The sequence below is a fragment of the Azospirillum formosense genome, assembly GCF_013340925.1.
GTDB lineage: Bacteria > Pseudomonadota > Alphaproteobacteria > Azospirillales > Azospirillaceae > Azospirillum > Azospirillum formosense.
Genome location: NZ_WHOR01000064.1, coordinates 1 through 23967 on the forward strand (window position 1 = coordinate 1; position 23967 = coordinate 23967).

General features: G+C 68.0%; 22 protein-coding genes and 1 tRNA gene. 12 read left to right on the forward strand and 11 right to left on the reverse strand.

From position 1 onward, the window contains the following. The first annotated feature begins 72 nt into the window (after positions 1–72). From GBZ26_RS10980 to nhaA, 4 genes are all read left to right on the forward strand, one after another. Positions 73–2112: an elongation factor G gene (locus GBZ26_RS10980; protein WP_174438864.1), complete on the forward strand. Its 2040-nt coding sequence runs from the start codon at positions 73–75 to the stop codon at positions 2110–2112. Between the two features lie 253 nt (positions 2113–2365). Beyond that, the gene (locus GBZ26_RS30630) at positions 2366–2494 is read left to right on the forward strand and encodes a hypothetical protein (RefSeq protein ID WP_257722158.1); all 129 of its coding nucleotides are present in this window, start codon (positions 2366–2368) and stop codon (positions 2492–2494) included. 1111 nt (positions 2495–3605) lie between these two features. Beyond that, entirely contained in the window at positions 3606–5009 is a 1404-nt protein-coding gene (locus GBZ26_RS10985) for an Nramp family divalent metal transporter (RefSeq protein ID WP_174438865.1), read from the forward strand. A 134-nt stretch (positions 5010–5143) separates the two neighbouring features. After that, positions 5144–6370: a Na+/H+ antiporter NhaA gene (gene nhaA, locus GBZ26_RS10990; protein WP_174438866.1), complete on the forward strand. Its 1227-nt coding sequence runs from the start codon at positions 5144–5146 to the stop codon at positions 6368–6370. Between the two features lie 74 nt (positions 6371–6444). On the opposite strand, the gene GBZ26_RS10995 is transcribed toward nhaA, so the two are convergent. Beyond that, positions 6445–7650: a pyridoxal phosphate-dependent aminotransferase gene (locus GBZ26_RS10995; RefSeq protein ID WP_174438867.1), complete on the reverse strand. Its 1206-nt coding sequence runs from the start codon at positions 7648–7650 to the stop codon at positions 6445–6447. Between the two features lie 262 nt (positions 7651–7912). Between GBZ26_RS10995 and GBZ26_RS11000 the strand changes: the two genes are divergently transcribed. Then, the gene (locus tag GBZ26_RS11000; protein WP_174438868.1) at positions 7913–8353 is read left to right on the forward strand and encodes a c-type cytochrome; all 441 of its coding nucleotides are present in this window, start codon (positions 7913–7915) and stop codon (positions 8351–8353) included. 63 nt (positions 8354–8416) lie between these two features. Here the strand turns inward: GBZ26_RS11000 and GBZ26_RS11005 are convergent, their stop codons facing one another. Next, positions 8417–9079 (reverse strand): cytochrome b/b6 domain-containing protein, encoded by a 663-nt coding sequence (locus tag GBZ26_RS11005; protein ID WP_343207223.1) that lies wholly within the window; start codon positions 9077–9079, stop codon positions 8417–8419. A gap of 256 nt (positions 9080–9335) precedes the next feature. On the opposite strand from GBZ26_RS11005, the gene GBZ26_RS11010 reads away from it, so the two are divergent. After that, the gene (locus tag GBZ26_RS11010; RefSeq protein ID WP_035675610.1) at positions 9336–9575 is read left to right on the forward strand and encodes a DUF4170 domain-containing protein; all 240 of its coding nucleotides are present in this window, start codon (positions 9336–9338) and stop codon (positions 9573–9575) included. A gap of 62 nt (positions 9576–9637) precedes the next feature. After that, positions 9638–10153, forward strand: a complete 516-nt coding sequence (locus tag GBZ26_RS11015; protein WP_174438870.1) for a metallophosphoesterase family protein — start codon at positions 9638–9640, stop codon at positions 10151–10153. A gap of 134 nt (positions 10154–10287) precedes the next feature. Here GBZ26_RS11015 and GBZ26_RS11020 read toward each other — a convergent pair. Together GBZ26_RS11020 and GBZ26_RS11025 are read right to left on the reverse strand one after the other, a co-directional pair. Further along, a tRNA-Ser gene (locus GBZ26_RS11020) sits at positions 10288–10378 on the reverse strand. 118 nt (positions 10379–10496) lie between these two features. Next, positions 10497–11300, reverse strand: coding sequence for an alpha/beta hydrolase (locus tag GBZ26_RS11025; RefSeq protein WP_174438871.1), 804 nt, complete (start codon positions 11298–11300; stop codon positions 10497–10499). Positions 11301–11342: 42 nt separating this feature from the next. Between GBZ26_RS11025 and GBZ26_RS11030 the strand changes: the two genes are divergently transcribed. After that, entirely contained in the window at positions 11343–12584 is a 1242-nt protein-coding gene (locus tag GBZ26_RS11030) for a glycosyltransferase family 4 protein (RefSeq protein ID WP_174438872.1), read from the forward strand. Positions 12585–12625: 41 nt separating this feature from the next. Beyond that, positions 12626–13501, forward strand: a complete 876-nt coding sequence (locus GBZ26_RS11035) for a TIGR01459 family HAD-type hydrolase (protein WP_174438873.1) — start codon at positions 12626–12628, stop codon at positions 13499–13501. Positions 13502–13526: 25 nt separating this feature from the next. Here GBZ26_RS11035 and GBZ26_RS11040 read toward each other — a convergent pair whose 3' ends face one another. Beyond that, entirely contained in the window at positions 13527–13847 is a 321-nt protein-coding gene (locus GBZ26_RS11040) for a ribbon-helix-helix domain-containing protein (RefSeq protein ID WP_082188189.1), read from the reverse strand. 269 nt (positions 13848–14116) lie between these two features. On the opposite strand from GBZ26_RS11040, the gene GBZ26_RS11045 reads away from it, so the two are divergent. Both GBZ26_RS11045 and GBZ26_RS11050 read left to right on the forward strand, forming a co-directional pair. Next, entirely contained in the window at positions 14117–15253 is a 1137-nt protein-coding gene (locus GBZ26_RS11045; RefSeq protein WP_174438874.1) for a hypothetical protein, read from the forward strand. Positions 15254–15261: 8 nt separating this feature from the next. Further along, the gene (locus GBZ26_RS11050) at positions 15262–15927 is read left to right on the forward strand and encodes an SH3 domain-containing protein (RefSeq protein ID WP_174438875.1); all 666 of its coding nucleotides are present in this window, start codon (positions 15262–15264) and stop codon (positions 15925–15927) included. Here the strand turns inward: GBZ26_RS11050 and GBZ26_RS11055 are convergent. The 6 genes from GBZ26_RS11055 to GBZ26_RS11080 form a co-directional block, all read right to left on the reverse strand. Then, positions 15924–17765, reverse strand: coding sequence for a transglycosylase domain-containing protein (locus GBZ26_RS11055; protein ID WP_174438876.1), 1842 nt, complete (start codon positions 17763–17765; stop codon positions 15924–15926). The genes GBZ26_RS11050 and GBZ26_RS11055 overlap by 4 nt on opposite strands. A gap of 180 nt (positions 17766–17945) precedes the next feature. Further along, positions 17946–18473: a translation initiation factor IF-3 gene (infC, locus tag GBZ26_RS11060; RefSeq protein ID WP_035675720.1), complete on the reverse strand. Its 528-nt coding sequence runs from the start codon at positions 18471–18473 to the stop codon at positions 17946–17948. Positions 18474–18557: 84 nt separating this feature from the next. Beyond that, entirely contained in the window at positions 18558–20522 is a 1965-nt protein-coding gene (gene thrS / locus GBZ26_RS11065; RefSeq protein ID WP_174438877.1) for a threonine--tRNA ligase, read from the reverse strand. Positions 20523–20657: 135 nt separating this feature from the next. Next, the gene (locus GBZ26_RS11070; protein WP_174438878.1) at positions 20658–21857 is read right to left on the reverse strand and encodes an EAL domain-containing protein; all 1200 of its coding nucleotides are present in this window, start codon (positions 21855–21857) and stop codon (positions 20658–20660) included. A gap of 8 nt (positions 21858–21865) precedes the next feature. Further along, positions 21866–22939: a quinone-dependent dihydroorotate dehydrogenase gene (locus tag GBZ26_RS11075; RefSeq protein WP_174438879.1), complete on the reverse strand. Its 1074-nt coding sequence runs from the start codon at positions 22937–22939 to the stop codon at positions 21866–21868. Beyond that, entirely contained in the window at positions 22936–23298 is a 363-nt protein-coding gene (locus GBZ26_RS11080; protein ID WP_174438880.1) for a DUF952 domain-containing protein, read from the reverse strand. The genes GBZ26_RS11075 and GBZ26_RS11080 overlap by 4 nt, the downstream gene beginning before the upstream one ends. A 306-nt stretch (positions 23299–23604) precedes the next feature. Between GBZ26_RS11080 and GBZ26_RS11085 the strand changes: the two genes are divergently transcribed. Beyond that, positions 23605–23853 carry a hypothetical protein gene (locus GBZ26_RS11085; protein ID WP_174438881.1) on the forward strand — a complete coding sequence of 83 codons (249 nt, stop codon included), beginning with the start codon at positions 23605–23607 and terminating at the stop codon, positions 23851–23853. The last annotated feature ends 114 nt before the right edge of the window (positions 23854–23967 follow it).

The window sequence follows — 23967 nt, forward strand, 5'->3', positions numbered from 1 at the left end:
CACCCGGCCCACCCAGGCCACCCGGCGTTCCGGCCGATGCCCACACGGGAAGACGCCATACGGGAGGTGTGCATGCCCCATTCACAGATCCAGACGGCCCGCTGCGCCGCGCTGGTCGGCCCCTATCTCAGCGGCAAGACATCGCTTCTGGAAAGCCTGTTGTCCGCCGCCGGGGCGACCACGCGCAAGGGCAGCGTCCGCGACGGCAACGCGGTCGGCGACAGCTCCCCCGAGGCCAAGGCCCGGCAGATGAGCGTCGAGGTCAACGTCGCCTCCTTCGAGTTTCTGGGCGAGCGCTGGAGCGTGCTCGACTGCCCCGGCTCGGTGGAGCTGGCCTGCGAGACGCAGAGCGCCCTGATGGTGGCGGACGTCGCCGTGATCGTGGCCGAGGCGGCGCCGGAAAAGGCCGTGCTGCTCGCCCCCCTGTTCAAGTTCCTCGACGACAACCGAATCCCCCACCTGCTGTTCATCAACAAGGTGGACAGCCTGGGCGACCTGCGGGTGCGCGACGTGGTGCAGGCCTATCAGGCGGTGTCGGCGCGCAAGCTGGTGCTGCGCGAGGTGCCGATCCGCGAGGGCGGGAAGATCACCGGCTTCGTCGATCTGGTCAGCGAGCGCGCCTGGCACTTCAACCCGCACAAGCCGTCCAACCTCGTCCAGATCCCCGACAGCCTGAAGGACCGCGAGCACGAGGCCCGGCAGGAGATGCTGGAGGCCGTGGCCGACTATGACGACGCGCTTCTGGAAAAGCTGCTGGAGGACGTCGCACCCGACACGCAGGAGGTCTACGACCGGCTGGCCAGCGAGCTGGCCGACGACCTGATCGTCCCGGTCTTCTTCGGCTCGGCGGAGAACGACAATGGCATCCGCCGCCTGCTGAAGGCGCTGCGCCACGAGGGGCCTGACGTCGCCATCTCGGCGGAGCGCGCCGGCATTCCCGCCGAGGCGACGGTGGCCGCCCAGGTCTTCAAGACGCTGAACGGCTCCCATGCCGGCAAGATCAGCCTCGCGCGGGTCTGGCGGGGCACGGTCAACGACGGCATGACGCTGGGCGGGGAGCGGGTGTCCGGCGTCTTCCGCATGATGGGGCACAATCAGGAGAAGCTGTCCCAGGCGACGGCCGGCGAGGTGGTGGCGCTCGGCCGGCTCGACAAGGCGGCGACCGGCGACCTGCTGACGGACAAGGGCAACGCCGGCCGGTCGCCGCTGTGGCCGGAGCTGCCGCCACCCGTCTTCGGCCTCGCCCTGCACGCCCAGAACCGCAACGACGAGGTGAAGCTGACCGCGGCCATCCAGAAGCTGGTCGAGGAGGACCCGTCGCTGCGTCTGGACCAGTCCACCGACACCGGCGAACTGGTGCTGTGGGGCCAGGGCGACATCCACCTCCAGATCGCCATGGACCGGCTGCGCAACAAGTTCAACGTCTCGGTCAAGGGCGTGCCGCCGCAGGTGCCCTACCGGGAGTCGATCCGCAAGGGCACCGCCCACCACGCCCGCTACAAGCGGCAGACCGGCGGCCACGGCCAGTTCGCCGACATCCATGTGGAGGTCAAGCCGCTGCCCCGCGGCACCGGCTTCCAATTCGAGGACGGCATCGTCGGCGGCGTCGTGCCGCGCCAGTTCATCCCGGCGGTGGAGACCGGCGTGCGCGACTACGCCGTGCGCGGGCCGCTGGGCTTCCCCGTGGTGGATTTCGCGGTGAAGCTGACCGGCGGCCAGTTCCACGCCGTCGACAGCTCCGAGATGGCCTTCAAGACGGTGGCGCGGCAGGCGATGACCGAGGCGCTTCCGGCCTGCGAACCGGTGCTTCTGGAGCCGATCCTGACCGTTTCCATCGCCGTGCCCAGCGACTTCACCTCGAAGGTGCAGCGGCTGGTCAGCGGGCGGCGTGGGCAGATCCTCGGCTACGACGCGCGCCCCGGCTGGCAGGGCTGGGACGAGGTGAAGGCCTATCTGCCGCAGGCCGAGATGCACGATCTGATCGTCGAGCTGCGCTCCCTGTCGCTCGGCGTCGGCACCTTCACCTGGAGCTTCGAACGGTTGCAGGAGCTGACCGGCAAGGCCGCCGACAAGGCTGTGGAGATCCGCAAGGAGACGCTGGCCGCGCAATAAGTGGCGGTGCGCGGGTGCGCGGGGCCGGGGGAGCGTCCTCCGGCCCCTTTTTCATGGCCGGACGGCGCGCGGCGGTCTTGCGGGCGCAAGACCGGAGAAAGAAAATCCGCTCAACAATAAATCAGTGCGGCAAACAATAAGTAAGTCTTTCATAACCCGCCATGTGATGAGGGCAAGAGAGCGATGCATCGATTGCGCTTCTGGTATTTGGTATACCAAGATACAGTGTCTTCATCGAACGACGGAGACGATCATGACCTACGCGACTGTGACCCATCTGCATGCCAACCAGAACGGCACGAAGGGCTCGACTTTCCTGCAGGCCTTCAAGTCCTTCATGGAAGCCTGGTGCGAGAAGTCCCGTCTGTACGGCGTCCTGTGAGCATGCCTTGCGGACAGCCGGACGACACCGGACGACGAAAGGGCCGCGATCCAGTCGCGGCCCTTTCTGATTCCAGCGTTATTCAAATCCGCGCGTTTTTTGTCGTTCGACGCCGTCACACCGATACGGCGTCAATCCGAGGTTTCCGTCGCAATCCACAGATGACGGCGGGTCCCGCGCGGAGGCCGGTTCATGTTGGCTGGCCGCCCCCAGGGTCGCACGGGAGCAACAAGGGCGCCCGGATCCCGGTGGCTTCCCCACACCGCGGTCAGCACGGACGCGATGCCGGTCGCGGCGAAGGTGGCAAGGCACAGCGCCACGGCGAGTGAGATCGGTTCCAGAACCATGGAAGTTCCCGCACAAACTGGTCGGTGCGCCGGCTTCGGGCAGCGCAATCCTCTGAGGCAACGCCCCGACAACAGATTGGCCGGCGCGCGTTGCACGGCTTCCCGCTCGCCTTACCCTTCAGCATAGATGCTTTCCGTTCCGCAGGACCTGCGCTTTTTTCACAGGGCGGAAAACCAACACATCGGTGCGGTTTCTTCGCGCTGAGCGGCGCGGCTTTAAAATTCGCGCAGGCTATGGATTAAAAACCTAGCTGATGCGTCTCCCGTGCCGACGCCGCTGCGGGATTTGGCGGTCGCCGCCATCAGTTTTCATCCCTAAAGATATCAAAAAAATTCCGTCTTCATAATACTGAGACGCGAAAAGGCTGCCCCTGACTCAACAGGGACAGCCTTTGGGGAGGCGACGCAGCGTGCGGCCCAAGCTCGCTGAGTCGATCAGCATATGGATGCATTCGTTACATTGCGCAACCAACCAACTTGATCATGAATTCCTTTTTATGAATCACGCATTGACCATAGCCAATATGGGTAGAGGCAGTTTTAGTCCCGAGTTTTGATTCTTTTTCTGAGTCTGAAAAACGCCTCCTCTCGCCAGATTTTTTTTCCTACGCCTCGCTGATATTTGGCATACCAAACTATGGCATGCGGGAAACCAGCCCCCTGCAAGAGAGCACGGATCAGGAAAGGAGCCGGACGGAACCGGGCCGATCAATCCTCGAACGGCCCGACGCCAATCGACAGGCCAATCCTAGGGAGGAACGGGAATGAGCGTCAGCTCGACGAACAGCGCGGCCATCGACGCCGATGGCCTCTATGGCGGCACCGCCGCGGATGGAAGCACCAAGAAGGTCATCCGGCTTGAAGCCCCCGGCACCGGCTTCATGGACACCTGGAAGGCCATGGGACCCGGCATCGCCGCGGCGATGACCGGCATTGGCGCCAGCCACATCATGCACGCGCCGACCGCAGGCGCGCTCTACGGCTACGATCTGCTGTGGGTGATTCTGGCCGCCTACATCATCAAATACTGCGCCTTCGAATTCGCCCACCGCTACACGATGGTGAAGGGCGAATCCATCATCAACGCATACCACCGCGTCGGCACCTGGCCGCTGTGGTTCATGATCTTCCAGGGCTTCGCCAACACCGTGGGCATCGCCGGCCGCGCGCTCGGCTGCGCGGCGCTGATGTGGGCGGCCTTCCCCTTCATGTCGATGCAGCTCTGGGCGGTGGCCATCCTGCTGCTGACCGTCGGCATCCTGTGGATGGGCAGCTACAAGGCGGTCGAGGGCATCTGCAAGATCCTCATCATCGTCTTCGCCGTGTCCTGCTTCGTGGCCTTCGCGCTCCAGGCCCCGCCGCCGGGCGAGTATCTGTCGCGGCTGCTGCCGACCCTGCCGCCGATCGGGTCGATGATGCTGTTCGGCGCCATGTTCGGCTATTTCCCGACCACGCTGGAAGTCGCGCCCATGCAGTCGAACTGGGCGGTGGACAAGAAGGCCGGCATGGTCAAGGTCAACGAGATGCGGGCCCAGGGGCACACCGTGCACATGGACCCCAACTACATGAAGAACAGCCTGATCCTGTTCAAGCGCGACATGAACATCAGCTACGTCATCTCGATGCTGTCGGGCATGATCTTCCTGATCGTCGGCGCCGTGGTGCTGCACCCGCAGGGTCTGGTGCCCAAGGGCTCGGAGATGGGCGTGACCATCGCCAGCATCTACACCGACACCTTCGGCGCGTGGATCTTCCCGGTCATCATCGCCGGCGGCGTGGCCGCGCTGTTCTCCACCGTCTTCACCTACTTCGACGGCCAGGCCCGCCTGTTCGAGGAGTGCGTGGTCCGTCTGAAGCGCGACTGGGACACCGCGGCGATCCGCAAGCTGCTCTACCGCGGCATGCAGGTGGTGTGGCTGGTCGCCGGCATCGCGGTGGTGTACGGCCTGCCCGAGCCGATCTTCGTGGTCCAGCTCGCCTCGGTCATGGCGCTGGTCTTCTCGCCGGTCCTGTTCTGGCTGACCATCAAGGCGGTCAAGGACAACTTCACCAGCGATTTCGAGCGCGATCTGCTGCCGAGCAAGCTCCAGTTCGCCTGGGCCTGGGGCGGAACGATCAGCCTGGTCGGGTTGACGCTCTACGTCCTCATCACGAAGTTCCTCATGTGATGACGCGCGGCTGAGAAGAAACCTGCGTTGGCGTCATGGCGAAGCCGCCATGACGCCACATTCTTTTCACAAATTGCTTCCTCACCAACCCAACAAATCCCGCCTTCGGCCGAACAGGAAAGGAAACAAGCGCCATGGATGCTCGCAAGCAACCCGCCGGCCGGCGCCCGGCAGCCTTCATCCGGGAGTTCATGAGCAACGAGGCGTCGGGCGGCATTCTGCTGATGGTCGCGGCGGCGCTGGCTCTGGTGGTGGCGAACTCTCCCCTGTCCACCGCCTATTTCGACACGCTGCACACCTATGTCCTGGGTCTCAGCATCGGCCATTGGATCAACGACGGGCTGATGGCGATCTTCTTCCTGCTGGTCGGGCTGGAGATCAAGCGGGAGATGCTCGACGGCCAGCTCTCCACCTGGTCGTGCCGCATCCTGCCGGGCGTCGCCGCGGCGGGCGGCATGCTGGTGCCGGCGCTGGTCTATCTGGCCTTCAACGCCGGCAACCCGGCAACGGTCAACGGCTGGGCGATCCCGGCGGCGACCGACATCGCCTTCGCGCTCGGCGTGCTGTCGCTGCTCGGGCCGCGCGTTCCGGTCTCGCTGAAGATCTTCCTGACGGCCCTGGCGATCATCGACGACCTGGGCGCGGTCATCATCATCGCCCTGTTCTACACCGCCGACCTGTCCCTGCCCGCGCTCGGCGTGGCGGCGCTGCTCCTGGCGGCGCTGATCGGCCTGAACCGGTTCGGCGTGCGCAGCCTCCTGCCCTATCTGGTCCTGGGCGCAGGTCTGTGGGGCGCTGTCCTGCTGTCCGGCGTGCACGCGACGCTGGCCGGCGTGACCCTGGCCCTGACCATCCCGTTGCGCCCCACCTCCGGCGAGGCGGCGGACCCCCACGCGCCGCTGCTCCGGCTGGAGCACGGCATCCACCCCTGGGTGGCCTTCCTGATCGTCCCGGTCTTCGGCTTCGCCAACGCGGGCGTGTCCTTCGCCGGGATGGACGCCTCGATCCTCACCGGCTCGCTGCCGCTGGGCATCGCGCTCGGCCTGTTCCTCGGCAAGATGGTGGGGGTGTTCGGGACCGCCTGGCTGACCATCCGGCTGGGCTTCGCGAACATGCCGGCCGGCGCCAACACCGCGCAGCTCTACGGCGTCGCCCTGCTGTGCGGCATCGGCTTCACCATGAGCCTGTTCATCGGCGCGCTGGCCTTCCCGACCTCGCCGGAGCTGGGCGACGCGGTGAAGGTGGGCGTCTTCGCCGGGTCGATCCTGTCGGCGACGGCGGGCGCCGTGGTCCTGCGGCTGGTGTCGGCCAAGGACGCCGCGCCGGCCCTGCACACCGCGGGCGTCGACCCCCGCGCATAAAACAGAGGCGCACAAACGAAAAGAGGGGGCCTTTCGGCCCCCTCTTCTTTTTCACCGGTCGAAACCGCCGGAGATCAGTCCTTCAGATTGCCGCAGGCGCGCTGGATGCGCTTGCAGGCCTCTTCCAGGGCCTCGGTGCTGGTCGCGTAGGAGATGCGGAAATGCGGGGCGAGGCCGAAGGCCGAACCCTGGACGACCGCAACACCTTCCGACTCCAGCAGGTAGGTGACGAAGTCCTCGTCGGTCTCGATCACCTTGCCGTCCGGCGTCGTCTTGCCGATGGTGCCGGCGCAGGACGGGTAGACGTAGAAGGCGCCTTCCGGCTTCGGGCAGGAGATGCCCTTGGCCTGGTTCAGCATCGACACCACCAGATCGCGGCGCTGGGCGAACACCGCGGCGCGCTCCGCGATGAAGTCCTGCGGGCCGTTCAGCGCCTCGACGGCGGCGGCCTGGGCGATCGAGGTCGGGTTGGAGGTCGACTGGCTCTGGATCACGCCCATCGCCTTGATCAGCGCCTTCGGGCCGCCGGCGTAGCCGATGCGCCAGCCGGTCATGGCGTAGGACTTCGACACGCCGTTGACGGTCAGCGTGCGGTCGTACAGCGCCGGCTCGACCTGGGCCGGGGTCACGAACTCGATGCCGTCGTAGAGCAGGTGCTCGTACATGTCGTCGGTCATCACCCAGACCTGCGGGTGCTTCACCAGCACGTCGGTCAGGGCCTTCATCTCGTCGCGCGTGTAGGCCGCACCCGACGGGTTGGACGGGGAGTTCAGGATCAGCCACTTGGTCTTCGGCGTGATCGCCTTCTCCAGGTCGGCGGGCTGCAGCTTGAAGCCCTGCTCGGCCGGGCAGGAAACGAAGACCGGCGTGCCTTCCGCCAGCTCCACCATGTCCGGGTAGGACACCCAGTAGGGGGCCGGGATGATGACCTCGTCGCCGGGGTTCAGCGTCGCCATCAGGGCGTTGTACAGCACCTGCTTGCCGCCGACGCCGACCGTGATCTGGTCTGGGGCGTAGTTCAGGCCGTTCTCGCGCTCGAACTTGGCGCAGATGGCCTTCTTCAGCGCGGGCGTGCCGTCCACGGCGGTGTACTTGGTGTCGCCGGCCTGGATGGCCTTGATGGCGGCGTCCTTGATGTTGTCGGGGGTGTCGAAGTCCGGCTCGCCGGCGCCGAGGCCGATGACGTCGCGACCGGCCGCCGCGAGCTCGCGGGCTTTCTGGGTAACGGCGATGGTCGGCGAGGGCTTGATGCGCGACAGACGGGACGCGATGATCGACATGGCGTACTGGCCCCTATGACGAAGGTGGCGGAAGGTTCGGGTGAGAACTTGGTATGACCGCGCGAACGCGACGCGGGACCTTACTTCCGCCTTATTGCTCTTGCAAGCCGATCACTCCCCGCGCCGGGCGGTTTCCCGGCAGACGGACGCGCCGTTCGGCCGAAAGCCGCCTGCTGCACCGCGCGAGCCCGGCTTGACAGCCTGCGCCGCGGACGGGGTATCTTACCTCTTTCTAATCGAATCCATCATCCGGAGGATCTGCATGCTCACCCGCGTCACGCTGGCCGCCATGGCCGCCCTGCTCTTCGTCGGCGTCGGCGTCGGCGGCACGGCGATGGCCCAGGACCCGATCAAGGCGCGCAAGGACGGGTTCGAGTCCAACAAGAAGGCGATGGCCGAGATCAAGGACCTGCTGGGCAGCGACAAGGTCGCCCAGGTCGGCCCGGTCGCGCAGCGCATGAGCGCCTTCGGCGCCCAGATCCCGACCCTGTTCCCGGCGGGCAGCGACAAGGGCGACACCAAGGCCAAGGCCGACATCTGGGCGAACACCGCCGACTTCGCCGCCAAGGCCCAGGCCTTCGAGGCCGCCGCCAAGGGTCTTGAGGCCGCCGCCGCCACCGGCGACAAGGCCGCCACCGCCAAGCAGTTCGCCGCCGTGGGCGGCACCTGCAAGGCCTGCCACGAGAGCTACCGCGCCGACTGATTCGGCAAGCCCGCGAATTCCTTCCTCGCCGGGTGCGGGGAAGGAACCGTGGGACCAGAACCCTCAGCCCGCCTGCACCACCGCCGCCACCAGACCCGCCGCCGCGGCCAGCACCGCCAAAGCCAGAGCCGCCGGGCGGCGCTTCGGCGATTCGACCGGCGCGTCCGCCGGGATCGCCTTCCGCCCCGTGACCATCGGGCGGATCAGATTGTCCCGCTTCACCACCAGATAGGCCAGCACGGCCAGCACATGCACGCCGATCAGGATCAGGATCCCGTCGGCCAGGATGCGGTGCAGCGTGCTGAACGCCGCCACGACACTTCCCGATGCCAGCGCCACCAGCGGCCCGTCCACCAGAATGTCGTCGGAGGTGAAAAGCCCGGCCACCGCCTGGAGCGTCAACGCCCCCAACAGCGCCAGCACCATCAGCCCGCCCATGGGATTGTGCCCGACGACCGGCGCCGGCTCCCTGCCGCCGCGCCCGGCGCGGACCATCCCGCAGGCGTAGGCGAGGACGGCGCGCGGCCCCTTCACGAAATGGCTGAAGCGCGCCGTCTGGCTGCCGATCAGCCCCCAGACGAGCCGGAACAGCAGGAGCGCCAGGATCGCCTCCCCCGCCAGCATGTGGATGGTCATGCGGTCGGTCTTGGCGGAGACCACCGCGACCGTCACCAGAAGGACCAGGCTCCAATGAAACAGGCGCGTCGGCAAGTCCCAGACAGCCACGTCGCGCCGGGCTTTCGTCCGATTTGTGGTATTACCAACAACCATGAATCACCCCTCGCTTCTTCTGTTCTTCCTTAGACTATGCCCCAAGGCGGTGCTTTTTGCCCAACTTTCCGAAAAAAAGCGACAATCGGGGGGGAAGGTGACGGCACAGCACTGTCATTGCACTTGAAGAAGCGGGCGGACGGCGGATATGACGTACTCAAAAATCCGGCCACCCCCGTCCCAACCCCGTCCAATCAAGGATGCCCGCGTCATGCCCGACAAGCAGCTTCTCCACCTGGTCTTCGGCGGCGAACTCGTCCGCCCCGATTCCGATCAGTTCGTCGATCCCACGAAGGTCCACATCGTGGGCATCTTCCCCAACTATGACGAGGCGTACAAGGCATGGCGCGGCGCCACCGGGATGACCATTGACGACGCCCACACCCGTTACTTCATCGTGCACCTGCACCGGCTGCTCGATCCGTCGGCGGACGGGCACAAGCACGATTGACGGACGGCGGCAAACGGCGGCGCGGGGAACCCTCTGCGCCGCCGCTGCGTTGAGGCCTCCCGATGGCGGTCTTCTTCACCAGCGACACGCATTTCGGCCACACCGGCGCGCTCAGCCGCTTCCGCCGCCCCTTCGCGTCGGTCGCGGCGATGGACGAGGCCATGGTGGCCAACTGGAACGCCACGGTCGGCCTGGACGACACCGTGTGGCACCTGGGCGACTTCGCCCTGCATCGCAAGCCGGACGCGATGGCGGCGCTTCTGAAGCGCCTGCACGGCAGCAAGCACCTGATCACCGGCAACAACGACGGCCCCGCCACCCTGGCCCTGGCCGGCTGGGCGAGCGTGCAGCCTTACGCGGAACTCCTGCTGGACGAGCGGCGCTTGATCCTATGCCATTACGCCTTCCGCACCTGGAACGGCATGTACAAGGGCGCCCTGAACCTGCACGGCCACAGCCACGGCCAGTTGAAGGGCATGCCCCGGCAATTCGACGTCGGTGTGGATGTGTGGGATTTCCGCCCGGTCACCGTCGATGAGATTCTTGCCTCGCGGCAACGGACGAAGAAACGGGAATAGTCCACGCGACACCCGCCGTTCCCTTCCGCAAGGAAAGGCCGGCACAGCGAGTATGGCGTGAATGGATTCTATGAAATCGGCTGAGCCGGCTTGGTCTAAGAACCGGCTTCCCTCAGCAGCGTGCTGAGAAAATCTGGCGGAGGGAGAGGGATTCGAACCCTCGATACCCTTTTGAGGTATACACACTTTCCAGGCGTGCGCCTTCAACCACTCGGCCACCCCTCCGCAGAGGCCGCGTTTATATCCAGCCCGAAGGCGGCGCGCAAGCCCCTGATATCACTTTTTTGGAAAAATCTTGCACCGCCTTCAGGATGATTTGCAGGGCGGACCGCCCCCCCATCCCTCAGCCGAGGTCGTGGACCATATCAGCCACCGTGCGGCACAGCAGGTCGATGTCCTGGTCGCGCGACAGGCGGTGATCGCCGTCCTTCACCAGCGTCACCCGCACGTCCGCGCTGCTCAGACGGTCGGCCAGGGTCAGGCTGACTTGCCAGGGCACGTCGGGATCGGCCATGCCGTGCAGCAGGCGCACCGGCTTGTCGAGGGCGATGGGTTGGCGCAGCAGCAGGTGGTTGCGCCCGTCCTCGATCAGGGCACGGGTGATCGGCTGCGGCTCCGGCCCGTAGTCGGAGGGGCGCAGCCAACGGCCCGCCTCCATGATCTCGCGGCGGACGGACTCGTCGAAGAGGTCCCACATCAGGTCCTCGGTGAAGTCCGGGGCGGCGGCGATGCCCACCAGGCCGGCCACCCGCTCCGGACGGCGCAGCGCGGTCAGCAGCATCATCCAGCCGCCCATGGAGGAGCCGACGAGGATCTGCGGCCCCACCGTCACGCGGTCCAGCACGGCCAGCGCGTCGTCGGCCCACAGCCCGATGGTGCCCTCGTCGAACCGGCCGCTGGAGGCGCCGTGCCCCTGATAGTCGAAGCGGGTGAAGGACAGCCCCTCGCCCGCCGCCCAGGCTTCCAGGGCCAGAGCCTTGGCGCCGGTCATGTCCGACATGAAGCCGCCGAGGAACATCACGCCGGGGGCCAGCCCCTCCGGGTCGCGGCCGGGGGTGTGACGATAGGCTATGGTCGCGGCGCCGCGCTTCAGGCTATGGTGCGCGCCGCCCGGCGACGGGACGGGGCCGGCTGCGGGTTCGGTCATTTCGGACACCTCTGTGGGCCAGGACTTTAGGAATCTGTGACTATGGACGTCGAATCCCAGCTTAGCACCGGCGAGGACCCGCGCAACCCGGGCGGTGCCTTCGCGAAGGGCGCCTTCGCGGCCGCAGGCCGCCGGCCGGTCGTTCTCCAGGTGCTGCCGGCGCTGGTCACCGGCGGGGCGGAGCGCGGCTGCATCGACGTGGCATTGGCACTGGCCCAGGCCGGCGCGCTGCCGCTGGTGGCGTCCGAGGGCGGGCCGATGGCGGCGGAACTGGACCGCGCCGGCATCCGCCACATCACCCTGCCGCTGGCCTCCAAGAACCCGCTGGTCATCCGCCGCAACGCGCGCAAGCTGGAGGCGATCATCCGCGAGAACGGCGTGGACATCGTGCACGCCCGCTCCCGCGCCCCGGCCTGGAGCGCCTGGCTGGCCTGCCAGGCGACCGGCGCTCGCTACATGACCACCTTCCACGCCCCGTACAATTACAAGAACGGGCTGAAGCGCTGGTACAATTCGGTGATGGCGCGGGGCGAGCGGATCATCGCCATCTCCGGCTTCATCCGCCGCCACATCCTGGAAAACTACAACGTCGATCCGGCGGTCATCCGCACCATCCACCGCGGCATCGACCCGCTGTCCTTCGCGCCGGAACGGGTCAGTTCCGCCCGCATGATCCAGCTCGCCCAGAAGTGGCGGCTGCCGGACGACAAGCCGGTGATCCTGCTGCCCGGCCGCCTGACCCGCTGGAAGGGCCAGACGGTGCTGATCGACGCGCTGGCGAAGCTGGGGCGCAAGGACGTCTGCGCGCTGCTCGTCGGGTCCGACCAGGGCCGCACCGGCTACCGCCAGGAGCTGGAGGAGCAGGTCCGCCGCACCGGGCTGGAGGGCGTCGTCACGATGACCGACCATTGCAACGACATGGCCGCCGCCTACCGGCTGTCCACCGTCGTCGTCTCCGCCTCGCAGGAGCCCGAGGCCTTCGGGCGGGTGATCGTCGAGGCGCAGGCCATGGGCCGCCCGGTGATCGTCTCCGCCATCGGCGCCTACCAGGAGACGGTGATTCCCGGCGAGACCGCCTGGGTGGTGCCGCCCGCCGATCCCGACGCGCTGGCCAAGGCCCTGGACGAGGCGCTGTCCCTGACGACGGAGCAGCGCGACGCCATCGGTGCCCGCGCCCGCGCCTTCGTCGCCGAGCGCTACACCAAGCAGCGCATGTGCGCCGACACGCTGGCCGTCTATGCGGAGCTTCTCGCCGAGCCCAAACGCGCTCCGCAGGGCCGCTGAGCCGCCACCCCGCTTTCCCGCCCGTCACACCACCGGACATCATGACCGACATCGTCCAGCTTTCCGGCATCGCATCCGTCATCGACCGTTACGACGGGGTCATCCTCGACCTGTGGGGCGTCCTGCACGACGGCGAGCAACCCTATCCCGGCGTGCCCGAGTGCCTGGACCGGCTGCGCGCGGCGGGCAAGGTGATCTGCCTGCTGTCCAACGCGCCGCGCCGCACCGCCGGCGTCATCGCCAAGCTCGACGGCATGGGCATCGGGCGCGAGCGCTACCATCACGTCATGACCTCGGGCGAGGCCGCCTACGACGCGCTGCGCGACCGCGACGACCCATGGCACGCCGCTCTGGGCCGGCGCCTCTACCACATCGGTCCGGACCGTGACATGGACGTGTACGAGGGTTTGGACTACACGCTCGTGGCGTCGCCGGACGAGGCCGATTTCGTCGTGAACACCGGCATCGTCGACTTCGGGGAATCGCTGTCGGTCTACGAGCCGGCGCTGGAGGCCTGCCGCCGCCGCAACCTGCCGATGGTCTGCGCCAACCCCGACCTGATCGTGATGGTCGGCGAGCAGATGGTCATCTGCGCCGGCACACTGGCCCAGCGCTACGAGGCGATGGGCGGCGACGTGTTCTGGCACGGCAAGCCCCACGCCCCGGTCTATGACCGCTGCCTGTCGCTGATGGGGATCAAGGACAAGCGGCGCATCCTGGCGGTGGGCGACAGCCTGCGCACCGACGTGGCTGGAGCCAACGCCGCCGGGATCGACGTGGCGCTGGTCACCTTCGGCATTCATCGCGAAGAGCTGGGCGGCGCCTGGGGCGAGGCGGTCGATTCGGCCAAGCTGGCCGCCGCCGCCGCGGCATCCGGCCACCAGCCGACCTACGGCCTGCCCAGCCTGCGCTGGTAGGACGGAAGGCGTCCCGTCCCGCTCTTCAGTCGAAGGGCGGTATGGCGTCGTCCATGGCCTTGCGCAGAATGCTGGACGGCCCGTCTTCGGAGAAGCCACGGCTTCCGATGGCGTTGCGGAAATAGCTGACAATGAAGACGCGGATCGAGGCGGTCAAATTCGCCTCCCCGCGTCGTTGATCGATCTGGGTGCAGATGTCGTTCAGCGTCAGTCCCTCACGCTCGCAGATTTCCTTCAAGGAGTCCCAAATATAGGGCTCCATCCGAAGACTGGTGCGTCGGCCCGAAACCTTGACATTGCGACAGACCAGGACCGGCCCTTCCTTGTTCCCCTGTCTGCCCGCCATATCGTTGCCCTTGGTCCCCTGCCGTTGCGGAAAGGCGCTCGCGTTTCCGGCGAATATACATTCACTTGTATGATGATATTGCAAGCGGCGTGTGGGCACAAAGCCAATTTCGACCGGGGGTCGCGATCCCGGCCCGGGGTTCACCGTTCCAGCCACAGCAACGCCCCGGGCCGGGCAAAAGCCGCTTCCCTTCGCTGGCGGCTTCGCTGTACCAGTGCCTGGACGAACCGGCACAAGCTGTAGTGGTCACTTCCGGTGGAGAACGAGAGATGGTGCGACCGGCGGCGTGGGGGATCGCGGTGACGCTGATGGCCGGGCTGGCACCCGTCCTGCCGGCCCGCGCGTCCGACCTGCCCCTCGACCACATCCGCGCCGAGGTGTCGCGCCTCGTACCGCCGCTCTGGACCGTCGAGGAGGTGTCGGCGGAACCGATCCCCGCCCCGGCGCCCGACGGCAAGCCCGCCGCGAAATCCACCGACTCGCGCACCGCCCTCCGAATCGGGGCCAAGCTGCGGCTCGCCCACCCGACCTACATGGTGGACAGCCGGGACGGCGCCGTCACCTTCATCCGCCCCGTCGCCGAGGCCGGGCTGGAGAAGACGCTGACCGCCACGGCGCTCGCCACGCGCGGCCCCAACGGCTGGAGCGCGCGCATCGAATTGCGCAACCCGGAGGTGCTGGAGGGCATCGGCCAGCCGCTGGAGGAGCTTCCCGGCCGCCCGGTGCTGGTCGATTCCGCCGAGGCCAACCGCCTGCGCGACCAGATCGCCCACGACGCCGAGGCCCGCGGCGCCGAGGAGGACGCCCGCCGCCGCCGCGAGGAGGATTTGCTCGCCCGGCAGGCCGCCGCGGCCAAGGCGGAGGAGGAGCGCGCCGCCGCCGAACGGCGGCGGGAGGAGACCCGTGCGGCGCGGATCGCCGACCTGCGCACCCGGATTCAGGGCGCCGACCGCCCGGCGCGGATCGCCGCCTACGAGGCGGCGCTCGGCGGCAACGACCCCTCGCTGCGCCAGATCGCCCTGGAGGGGGCGCTGCAGAGCCGCGACGCGGTGCTGGGCAATCTGGCGTTGAAGGATTGGATCGCCCGCCGCAAGGCGGTGCCGGTGCAGCTCTACGCGACGAAGGAGGACCCGCATTCCGAAGCGGTGCTGACCAACCTGGGCCCGCTGACGCTGGAGATCGATTCCTTCAACCCGGTCAACGGCGCGCTCGCCGGGCGGCTGGGCGCCCCCGGCTACAGCATCGCCAAACCCTCCGCCGCCGTCGGCACCCTGGCGCAGACCACCCTGACGGTGAACGCCTACGGCTGCGCCCTGTCGCTGCGCCTGACCGAGCAGCAGACCCTGGACGGGCTGTTCCGCTGCCAGACCCTGCCCGCGCTGATCGCCCGCGTCGTCGTGGATTGAGGCGGCGGATGCGCCGGGTCGCCCTTCCCCTCCTCGGCCTGCTGGCGCTGCTCGGCGGCCCTTCGGCGCAAGCGGACGAGGCCGAACCGACCTTCACACCGCGCCCGCCGCCGACCGCCGTGCTTCCCCGGCTGACCCCGTTGGGAGCGGCGGGGAAGGCGCCGCCGCAGGGGCTGGCACCGTTGCTTCCTGTGCCGGTGCTGACCGCGCCAGCGCCATCGACGGCGGCTGAACCGGTTGCCGCCGCTGCTCCCGCGGCGGAGCCTCCGGTGCCGACCGATCCCGGGATGGGAAACCTCCCCCTGCCCGCCCGCAAACCAGCCAGCCCGGCAGCCACGGCGGTCGCGGAAAACCCGCCGACGAACCGCTTCAAGGGCGGCTACGCCAAGGCTTCCAAGGAGGATCGCGGCTGCGCCCTGCCCGGTCCCATCGCCGAGGAACGCAGCGCCGACACGCGCCGCCCGGCCATCGCCGTGGGGACGCGGGTGCGCGTCCGTGCCGCCGCGAACCTGCGCGTCGCCCCCTTCTGCGATGCCAAGGTGGCGGACGTCCTGGAGCGGGGGGAGACGGTCACCGTGATGGCCGTCTTCGGGTCCTGGTACGAGGTCGGGCGCAACGGGCGGGCGCTGGGCTTCGTCGGGGCGTCCCTGCTCGCCGGGGCAAAGGGCCGCTAACCCTTCACCCGGGCCGCCTCGACCATGAAGCGGCGCCAGATTTCCGCCGGGACGGAGCCGCCGGTCACCCCTTTCATCGGCGTGTTGCCGTCGTTGCCGACCCACACGCCCACCGTCAGCCCGCGCCCGGCCACGCCGTCGGCAAAGCCGATGAACCAGGCGTCCCGGTAATCGTTGGTGGTGCCGGTCTTGCCGCCCGCCCCACGCTTGGCGAGCGCCGCTGGCAGGCGCGCCGTCTTGCCGGTGCCGTCCCGCATCACCTCGCCCAGCATGAATTTCAGGGTGGCGGCGGTCTGCGGGTCGATCGCCCGTTCCGCTTTCGGCGGGGTGTAGCTGTAGATGGTCCGCCCAGCGGGATCGCCGATGCGCTGGAACAGATAGCCGTCAACCTTGCTGCCACCGTTGGCCACCGCCGCGTAGGCCTGGGTGATCTCCAGCAGCGACACCTCGCTGACCCCCAGCGCGAGGCCGAGATCCGGCTCCAGCGGCGATTCGACGCCGAGACGGCGGGCGGCGGCGGCGACCTCCTCGGCATGGCCGCGGGTCAGCCGGGCCGAGGCCGTGTTGGTGGAATGGGCGAAGGCGTCGGCCAGCGTCAGCGACGACGGGTAGCGGTTGTCGAAATTGCGGATGGCCCGCCCGTCCGTGAACTCCATGCGCGAGCCGTCGACGCGGGAGTCCGGGGTCAGCCCGCGCTCCAGCGCCGCCAGGAAGACGAACAGCTTGAAAGCCGAGCCGGGCTGGCGGCGCGCCTGGAGCGCGCGGTTGAAGTGATCGCGCCGGGCCGCCGCATCGCGTCCGCCGATCATCGCCAGGATCGCCCCATCGCCGTCCAGCGCCACCAGGGCGACCTCGGCACCGCCCAGGCTCTTGGCGTGGCGCTTCACCGTGGCCTCCACGCTGCGCAGGGCAGCTGCCTGAAGGTCGCGGTCGAGCGTGGTGCGCGCGGTGAAGGTCGGTCCCGGCAGGTTGCCGCCGTAGCGGTCGGCGGCGAAGCGGTCGAAGCGGGCCTTGGCCGTCTCGCGGAAGTGGCCGGTGGACAGCACCGCCGCCTTGTTGGCCGCGGCCAGCATCGGGCGCTGGCGCTTGGTCTGCTCCGCCGTGCGTTCGGTGATGAAGCCCGCATCGGCCATGGCGTCGAGCACCAGGGCGGCCTTGGCCTCCGCCTTCTCCAGGTCGGCGAAGGGGTTCAGGCGGGAGGGAGCGGGCAGCGCGCCGATGAGCATCGCCGATTCCTTCAGCGACAGCTTGCCCGCCGGCTTGCCGAAGAAGACGCGGGCCGCTGCGTCCACCCCGTACGCGCCGAAACCGAAATAGGCGCGGTTGAGGTACAGGTACAGGACGTTCTTCTTGCCGAGCTGCTCCTCGAAATCGCTGGCGCTGTACAGCTCGTACGCCTTGCGGGACCAGCGGTTGTAGCGATTGAGGAAAATCAGCTTCATCGTCTGCTGGGTCAGCGTGCTGCCGCCCTGGCTGAAGCGGCCGGAGGTCACCGCCACGGCCAGCGCGCGGGCCAGCCCCTGGAAATCGATGCCGTCATGCTCCAGATAGCGCCGGTCCTCCTTGGCGATCAGCGCCTGGATCAGGTGCTTCGGCAGCTTTTCCAGCGTCAGCGTGTCGCCGTACGTCTCGCCGATGGAGCCGATGAAGCGGCCCTGCCGGTCGAGGAAGCGCACACCATGGCCGCGGTTGTACGCCAGCACGTCGTCGACGGTGCGGAACTCGTCCCCGAACAGGTCCAACGCCTGCGCGGGGAGCGGCGCGGACAGGCCGGACAGCAGCGGCAGCGCGAGCGTCAGGGCCAGGGCGGCGCGGCGGAACAGGGATGGTCGGGGCATCGGCCGGATGTTGGAGGCGGAACGAGCCTCACGTCGGCGCACCGCCCCGCTTTCACAATCCCGCTACCCCGTAATTGCGGAGCGGCCCCGCCGCGCAACAAAAAAGCCCGCCGGAAACGGCGGGCTTTTTCTGGAACGCGCGTGCTCTGCGGACGGCGGTCGGGCCGTCGCGCCGAAGAGTCACCTCGGCGCCAGGACCATCACCATCTGGCGGCCTTCGAGCTTCGGCATCTGCTCGACCTTCGCCAGTTCGTCCAGCTCGTCGCGCACGCGGACCAGCACGTTCATGCCAAGATCCTGGTGCGCCATCTCACGCCCGCGGAAGCGCATGGTCACCTTGACCTTGTCGCCTTCCTCAAGGAAGCGGCGGGCCGAGCGCATTTTCACGTCGTAATCGTTGTCATCGATGTTGGGTCGGAGCTTGATCTCCTTCACCTCGATGATCTTCTGCTTCTTGCGCGCCTCGGCAGCCTTCTTCTGCGCCTCGTACTTGTACTTGCCATAGTCGAGGATCTTGCAGACAGGAGGCTCAGCCTGGGGGGCGATCTCGACGAGGTCGAGACCCGCATCCTCAGCGGCCAGCAGCGCATCGCGCAGCGAAACGACGCCCACCATCTCGCCGTCGGCACCGACGAGACGGATCGAGCGAGCCGTGATCTCCCGGTTTACCCGCGGTCCATCGCGGGTCGGAGCGGCTTCGGACGGTATCCTGGCTATGGACGCTTCTCCATGACTGGAAACCCACCGGGGCGCGACCTCCCGGAGGGAAGCCCGCCCCAACGGTGCGGTCGGTTAAAACGGCGAATCGAAGGCGGCGGCGCCCGCGGGGGACCGCGCCTCCTCACTCAGTTTATTGAGCGCGGCGTCGAGGGCAAGAACTTCCTGATCCTTACCACCGAGGGTACGCAGGGCGACCGTCCGTTCCTCCGCCTCGCGCTTGCCCACGACCACCAGCACGGGAACCTTCTGAAGGCTGTGTTCGCGGACCTTCAGGTTGATCTTCTCGTTCCGGGTGTCGAGTTCGGCACGGATGCCGCGGCGCTTGAGCAGGCTGACAACCTCCTGCCCGTAACCGTCGGCTTCGTTGGTGATCGTGCAGACCACCGCCTGGACCGGGGAGAGCCACATCGGGAACTTGCCGGCGTAATGCTCGATCAGCATGCCGATGAAACGTTCCAGCGAGCCCAGGATGGCCCGGTGCAGCATCACCGGACGGTGGCGGGCGCCGTCCTCGCCGATGTAGGAGGCGTCGAGCCGCTCGGGAAGGTTCGGATCGTACTGGAGCGTGCCGCACTGCCAGGTGCGCCCGATGGCGTCGGTCAGGTGGAACTCCACCTTCGGGCCGTAGAAGGCGCCTTCGCCCGGCAGATCCTCATACTCCAGCCCGGCGGCATCGAGCGCTTGGCGCAGCGCGCCCTCCGCCCGGTCCCACAGGTCGTCGGAGCCGGTGCGCACGTCGGGACGCAGCGCCAGCTTCACCGCGATCTTGTCGAAGCCCAGGTCCCGGTAGACGCCGAGCTGCAGCTTGAAATACTCCGCCGCCTCGCTCGCCACCTGATCCTCGGTGCAGAAGATGTGGGCGTCGTCCTGGGTGAAGGCGCGCACGCGCAGGATGCCGTGCAGCGCGCCCGACGGCTCGTTGCGGTGGCAGGACCCGAACTCCGCCATGCGGATCGGCAGGTCGCGGTAGGAACGCAGCCCATGCTTGAAGATCTGCACGTGGCCCGGGCAGTTCATCGGCTTGATGCCGAGCATCTTCTCGCCGTCGTCGGCCGAGACCTTGAACATGTTGTCGCCATACATGTCCCAGTGGCCCGACGCCTTGAACAGCGAGCTGTCGATGAGCTGCGGCGTCTTGACCTCGACGTAGTCCGCCTGGCTCAGCTTGGTGCGGATGTAGGTCTCCAGCGTGCGGAACAGCGTCCAGCCCTTCGGGTGCCAGAAGACCGAGCCGACGGCCTCCTCCTGCACGTGGAACAGGTCCAGCTCCTTGCCCAGCCGGCGATGGTCGCGCTTCTCCGCCTCCTCCAACTGGTGCAGGTAGGCCTTCAGCTCCTTCTCGTCGCGCCAGGCGGTGCCGTAGATGCGCTGGAGCATCGGGTTCCGGCTGTCGCCGCGCCAGTAGGCGCCGGCCACCTTCATCAGCTTGAAGCCGTTGCCGACCTTGCCCGTGGTCGGGGCGTGCGGGCCGCGGCACAGGTCCAGCCAGTCGTCCTGGCGGTAGACGCTGATGTCCTGGTCCGCCGGGATCGCCTCGATCAGCTCGGCCTTGTAATGCTCGCCGAGCTTCCTGAAGTAGGCGACCGCATCGTCGCGGGTCCAGACCTCGCGCACGATGGGAACGTCCTTGGCGACGATCTCGCGCATCTTCGCCTCGATCTTCTGCAGATCGTCGGGCGTGAAGGGCTCCTCGCGCGCGAAGTCGTAATAGAAGCCGTTGGCGATCGCCGGACCGATGGTCACCTGCGTGCCCGGATAGAGCTTCTGCACGGCGTCGGCGAGAACGTGGGCGGCGTCGTGACGGATGACCTCGAGCGCGTCGGGATGACTGCGCGTGACGATCTCGATCTTGGCGTTGGTGGTGACGGTGGTGGTGAGGTCCTTCACCTCGCCGTCGAGCTTGACGGCAAGCGCATCCTTGGCAAGGCGCGGCCCGATGGACTGGGCAATCTCAAGCCCCGTCACCGGCCGGTCGAACTCCCGCACGCTGCCGTCGGGCAGCGTGATGGCGATGTTGGACGTCACCGAAGTCACCATTTGACTGTTTGCATCGCACCCGGCGGATGCCGGGAGGCGAAATCTCTAATGCGGGTGGGCTTTCTGTCAAGGGCGCCGGGGGCATTTCCGGCCCGAATTCGCCGCCCGAACGGCGAATTTCCTTGCAAAATTATTTCACGGCGGTTTGCGCGCCAGGCGCGGCTCGCCGAACAGGTAGCCCTGGCCGAAATCGATGCCGTTGCGCAGGATCGCGTCGAGCTGCGCCTCCGTCTCGATCTTCTCGGCGATGAGATCGATTCCCGTGCCGTCAAGACGGCGGCGCAGCGCTTCAAGGCGCGGGGCCATGACGGGGTCGAGCAACAGGCCGCAATCCAGCTTCACGTAGCGGATTTCGTGGCGGAGCAGCGCATCCACGTCGATGTCCAGGTCGCTCACCCGGTCCATGGAGAAGCGGAAGCCGATGCGCGACAGCTGCGACAGGATGCCCATCGTCACCGTCCCGCCCGCCCGCAGTTCCTGCTGGCTCAACTCGAACACCAGCTTTGGCACCAGCGTCTGGTTACGGGCCAGCAGATCGAGGAACTGCCGCATGAAGGCCGCGTCGCTGAGCGTGGCGGCGGACATGTTGCAGAAAAAGCCGATGGCGTGCTGGCGCCGCTCCGTCTCGCGGATCAGCTGGACGCAGCGGACCAGCAGGAGATTGTCGATGGTGGCCATCAGCCCCGCGCGCTCCGCGATCTCCAAATAGCGGTCGGGCAGGGTCAGCGACCCGTCGGCGGCGCGCACGCGCGAAAACACCTCGAAGAAGCGGTGCTTGCGCTGCGGCAGGCTGACGATGGGCTGGAGGTGGATGTCGATCCGGTCGGCGGCCAGCGCCTCGCGCACCGCTTCCAGAACCGCGGCGCCGTCCATCGGCGTCGCTTCGGCAATGGTCGGTGACCGCAGGTCGGGCGGGCGCGGTGCCTGGAACGCCGCCCGGGATGGGCGGGGCGCCGGCGGCGGTTCAGGGACCTCGGGCGGCCGGGGGTCGCCGAGCCGCGCGACCAGTGTGTGCAGGAGCCTCACCTCCTGAAGGACGGTCTCATGGCTGGCGGCGTTGTCGCCGGCTTCGGCGGGCGCGATCCCCCGATCCAGCCGGTCGGCCAGAGCATCCACGCTCTTCTGAAGGCGATCCAGGCGGCGCAGGGTGTCATGTTCCCGGCTGGTCAGCCGGCGGTGCCGATCCACGACGACGCCCGCCAGAAGGACCAGCCCACCGCCGAGCCACCCCACCGCCGGGTCGGTGCCGGGCCGCAACTCCGGCAGGCCGATGGCCACCGCGGCCGCCGTCGCGGCGACGGCCAGCCTGTGCAGGAAGACCGCCAGGGCCGCCATGCGCCCGCTCAGCGGTGATCCGCCCCCACGGCGTCGCTCAGCGAGGCGAAGCCGTCGCGGCGCAGCAGGGCGGCGAGGTCGCGGCGGATCGCCAGCACCAGCGCCGGCCCGGCATAGACCAGCGCGGAATAGAGCTGCACCAGCGAGGCGCCGGCGCGGATCTTGGCATAGGCGTCGGCGCCCGACGCGATGCCGCCCACTCCGACCAGCGGCAGCTTGCCGCCGGTCAGCCCATACATCTCGCGCAGGACCGCGGTGGAGGGCGCGAACAGCGGCTTGCCGGACAGGCCGCCGGCTTCCCCGCGCAGCGGCTCCGGGATCTCCGCCGGCCGGGCGATGGTGGTGTTGGACACGATCAGCCCGTCGATGCCCGACTCCAGAGCGACCGCGGCGATATCCGCCTTGTCCTCGTCGGTCAGGTCCGGGGCGATCTTCAGCAGGACGGGCGGCGCCTTGGCCAGCTTGCAGGCGCTCCGGGCATCCAGCACGCGGCCCAGCAGGGTGCGCAGCGGGTCGCGCCCCTGGAGAGCGCGCAGGCCCGGCGTGTTGGGGGACGACACGTTGACGACCAGATAATCGGCCAGCGCAGCCACCCGGGTCACGCCGAGGACGTAATCGTCCGCAGCCTCCACCGTGTCCTTGTTCTTGCCGAGGTTGGCCCCGACGAGTCCCGGCGCCTTGCTCTTGCCGGACAGGCGCCGCTCCAGCCGCCGGGCGAAGGGCTCCAGCCCCTCGTTGTTGAAACCCATGCGGTTGATGACGGCCCCCTGCTCCGGCGCGCGGAACAGGCGCGGCTTGGGGTTGCCGGGCTGCGACCGGGGGGTGACGCTGCCCGCCTCGACGAAGCCGAAGCCCAGCCGGAGCATGGCGTCGACCACCTCGGCGTTCTTGTCGAAGCCGGCGGCGAGGCCGACCGGGTTGGCGAAGTCCAGCCCCATCACCGTGGTCCGCAGGATGGGGTCGTCCTTTTCCCGCACCGGCGGCATCAGCCCGCTCGACAGGGCCTTGATGGTCAGCCCGTGCGCCGTCTCCGGATCGAAGCTGCGCAGGACGGGGCCGACGATGGGAAACAGGTCGATCACGGTGTGGTGTCCTTGAAGCTCGCCGGGAAGACGTGGCGGCCGTCCGGCCCCAGCGGCAGCGGATCGGCGCGCAGCACCGCCGCGGGCGGCAGCGGGCCGTAGAGATGGGGGAAGAGCTGGCCGCCGCGCGACGGCTCCCACCGGAGCGCAGCGCCCAGCGCCGCGCCGTCCACGGTCAGCAGGACGAGGCCGTCCTGCCCGGCGCGGTGCTTGGCGGCGCTTTCCTCGACCTGGGCGCCGGTGGAGAAATGGATGAAGCCGTCCGCCGCATCCTGCGACGAGCCGTGGTAGGCCCCGGCGGCAAGCGCCTGTTCCCACTCCGCGGCGCGGCACATATGAAAGATGATCCGTTCAGTCATGGCCGGGTGACCTTACCGCAAAGCCGCCCGCCAAAGCCAGCCGTGGCAAAAACGTGAGAACCGGCGGAACGTTGATAACTTCAGAATGGGACGTTGCGCTGTTTGCTTCGCAATTTGCAAACGCGCCCCTGGGAATCCCCCGGCATTTTGCAGAAGGAAAATTCGCCGATCCGCTGCGCCCCACCCCTCCGAGCACACGGAAAAGCCGCAGAATCAAGGATTACCCAAGGCATCCGCCGCTTCGCCGGCAACTTTTCGGAATTGGCATCGGGATTGCTGAGAGGTGGGCAAGCAAGGAGATGCCCCATGAACGCGATTGCGATGAATGTTGTGAAGGAACGCCACCCGGTGGAGCATGCGCTCGACTCGCGCATCCATGGGGTGATCGTGTCCAGCGTGGACAGCGCCCCCCTGTCCGCCACCATCGAACCCAGCAGCACGCCCGTTCCGCTGAAGCCCTCGGCCGCAATGCTGGCCGCCGGGTCGCGCGCCGGCGGCGTCTCGGTCGAGACGGCCTGGAAGATCTATCTGGCGATGATCAAGGAAGCCGCCTGACCGGTCCGCTCCACCCTCTCCTTCCGCGGCGGCGGTCCGGACCCGGATGTCCGGCCCGCCGGAACGCAGCAGGGAACGTCGGTGCGTGACGGCACGTCATTCGACGTCGTTGTA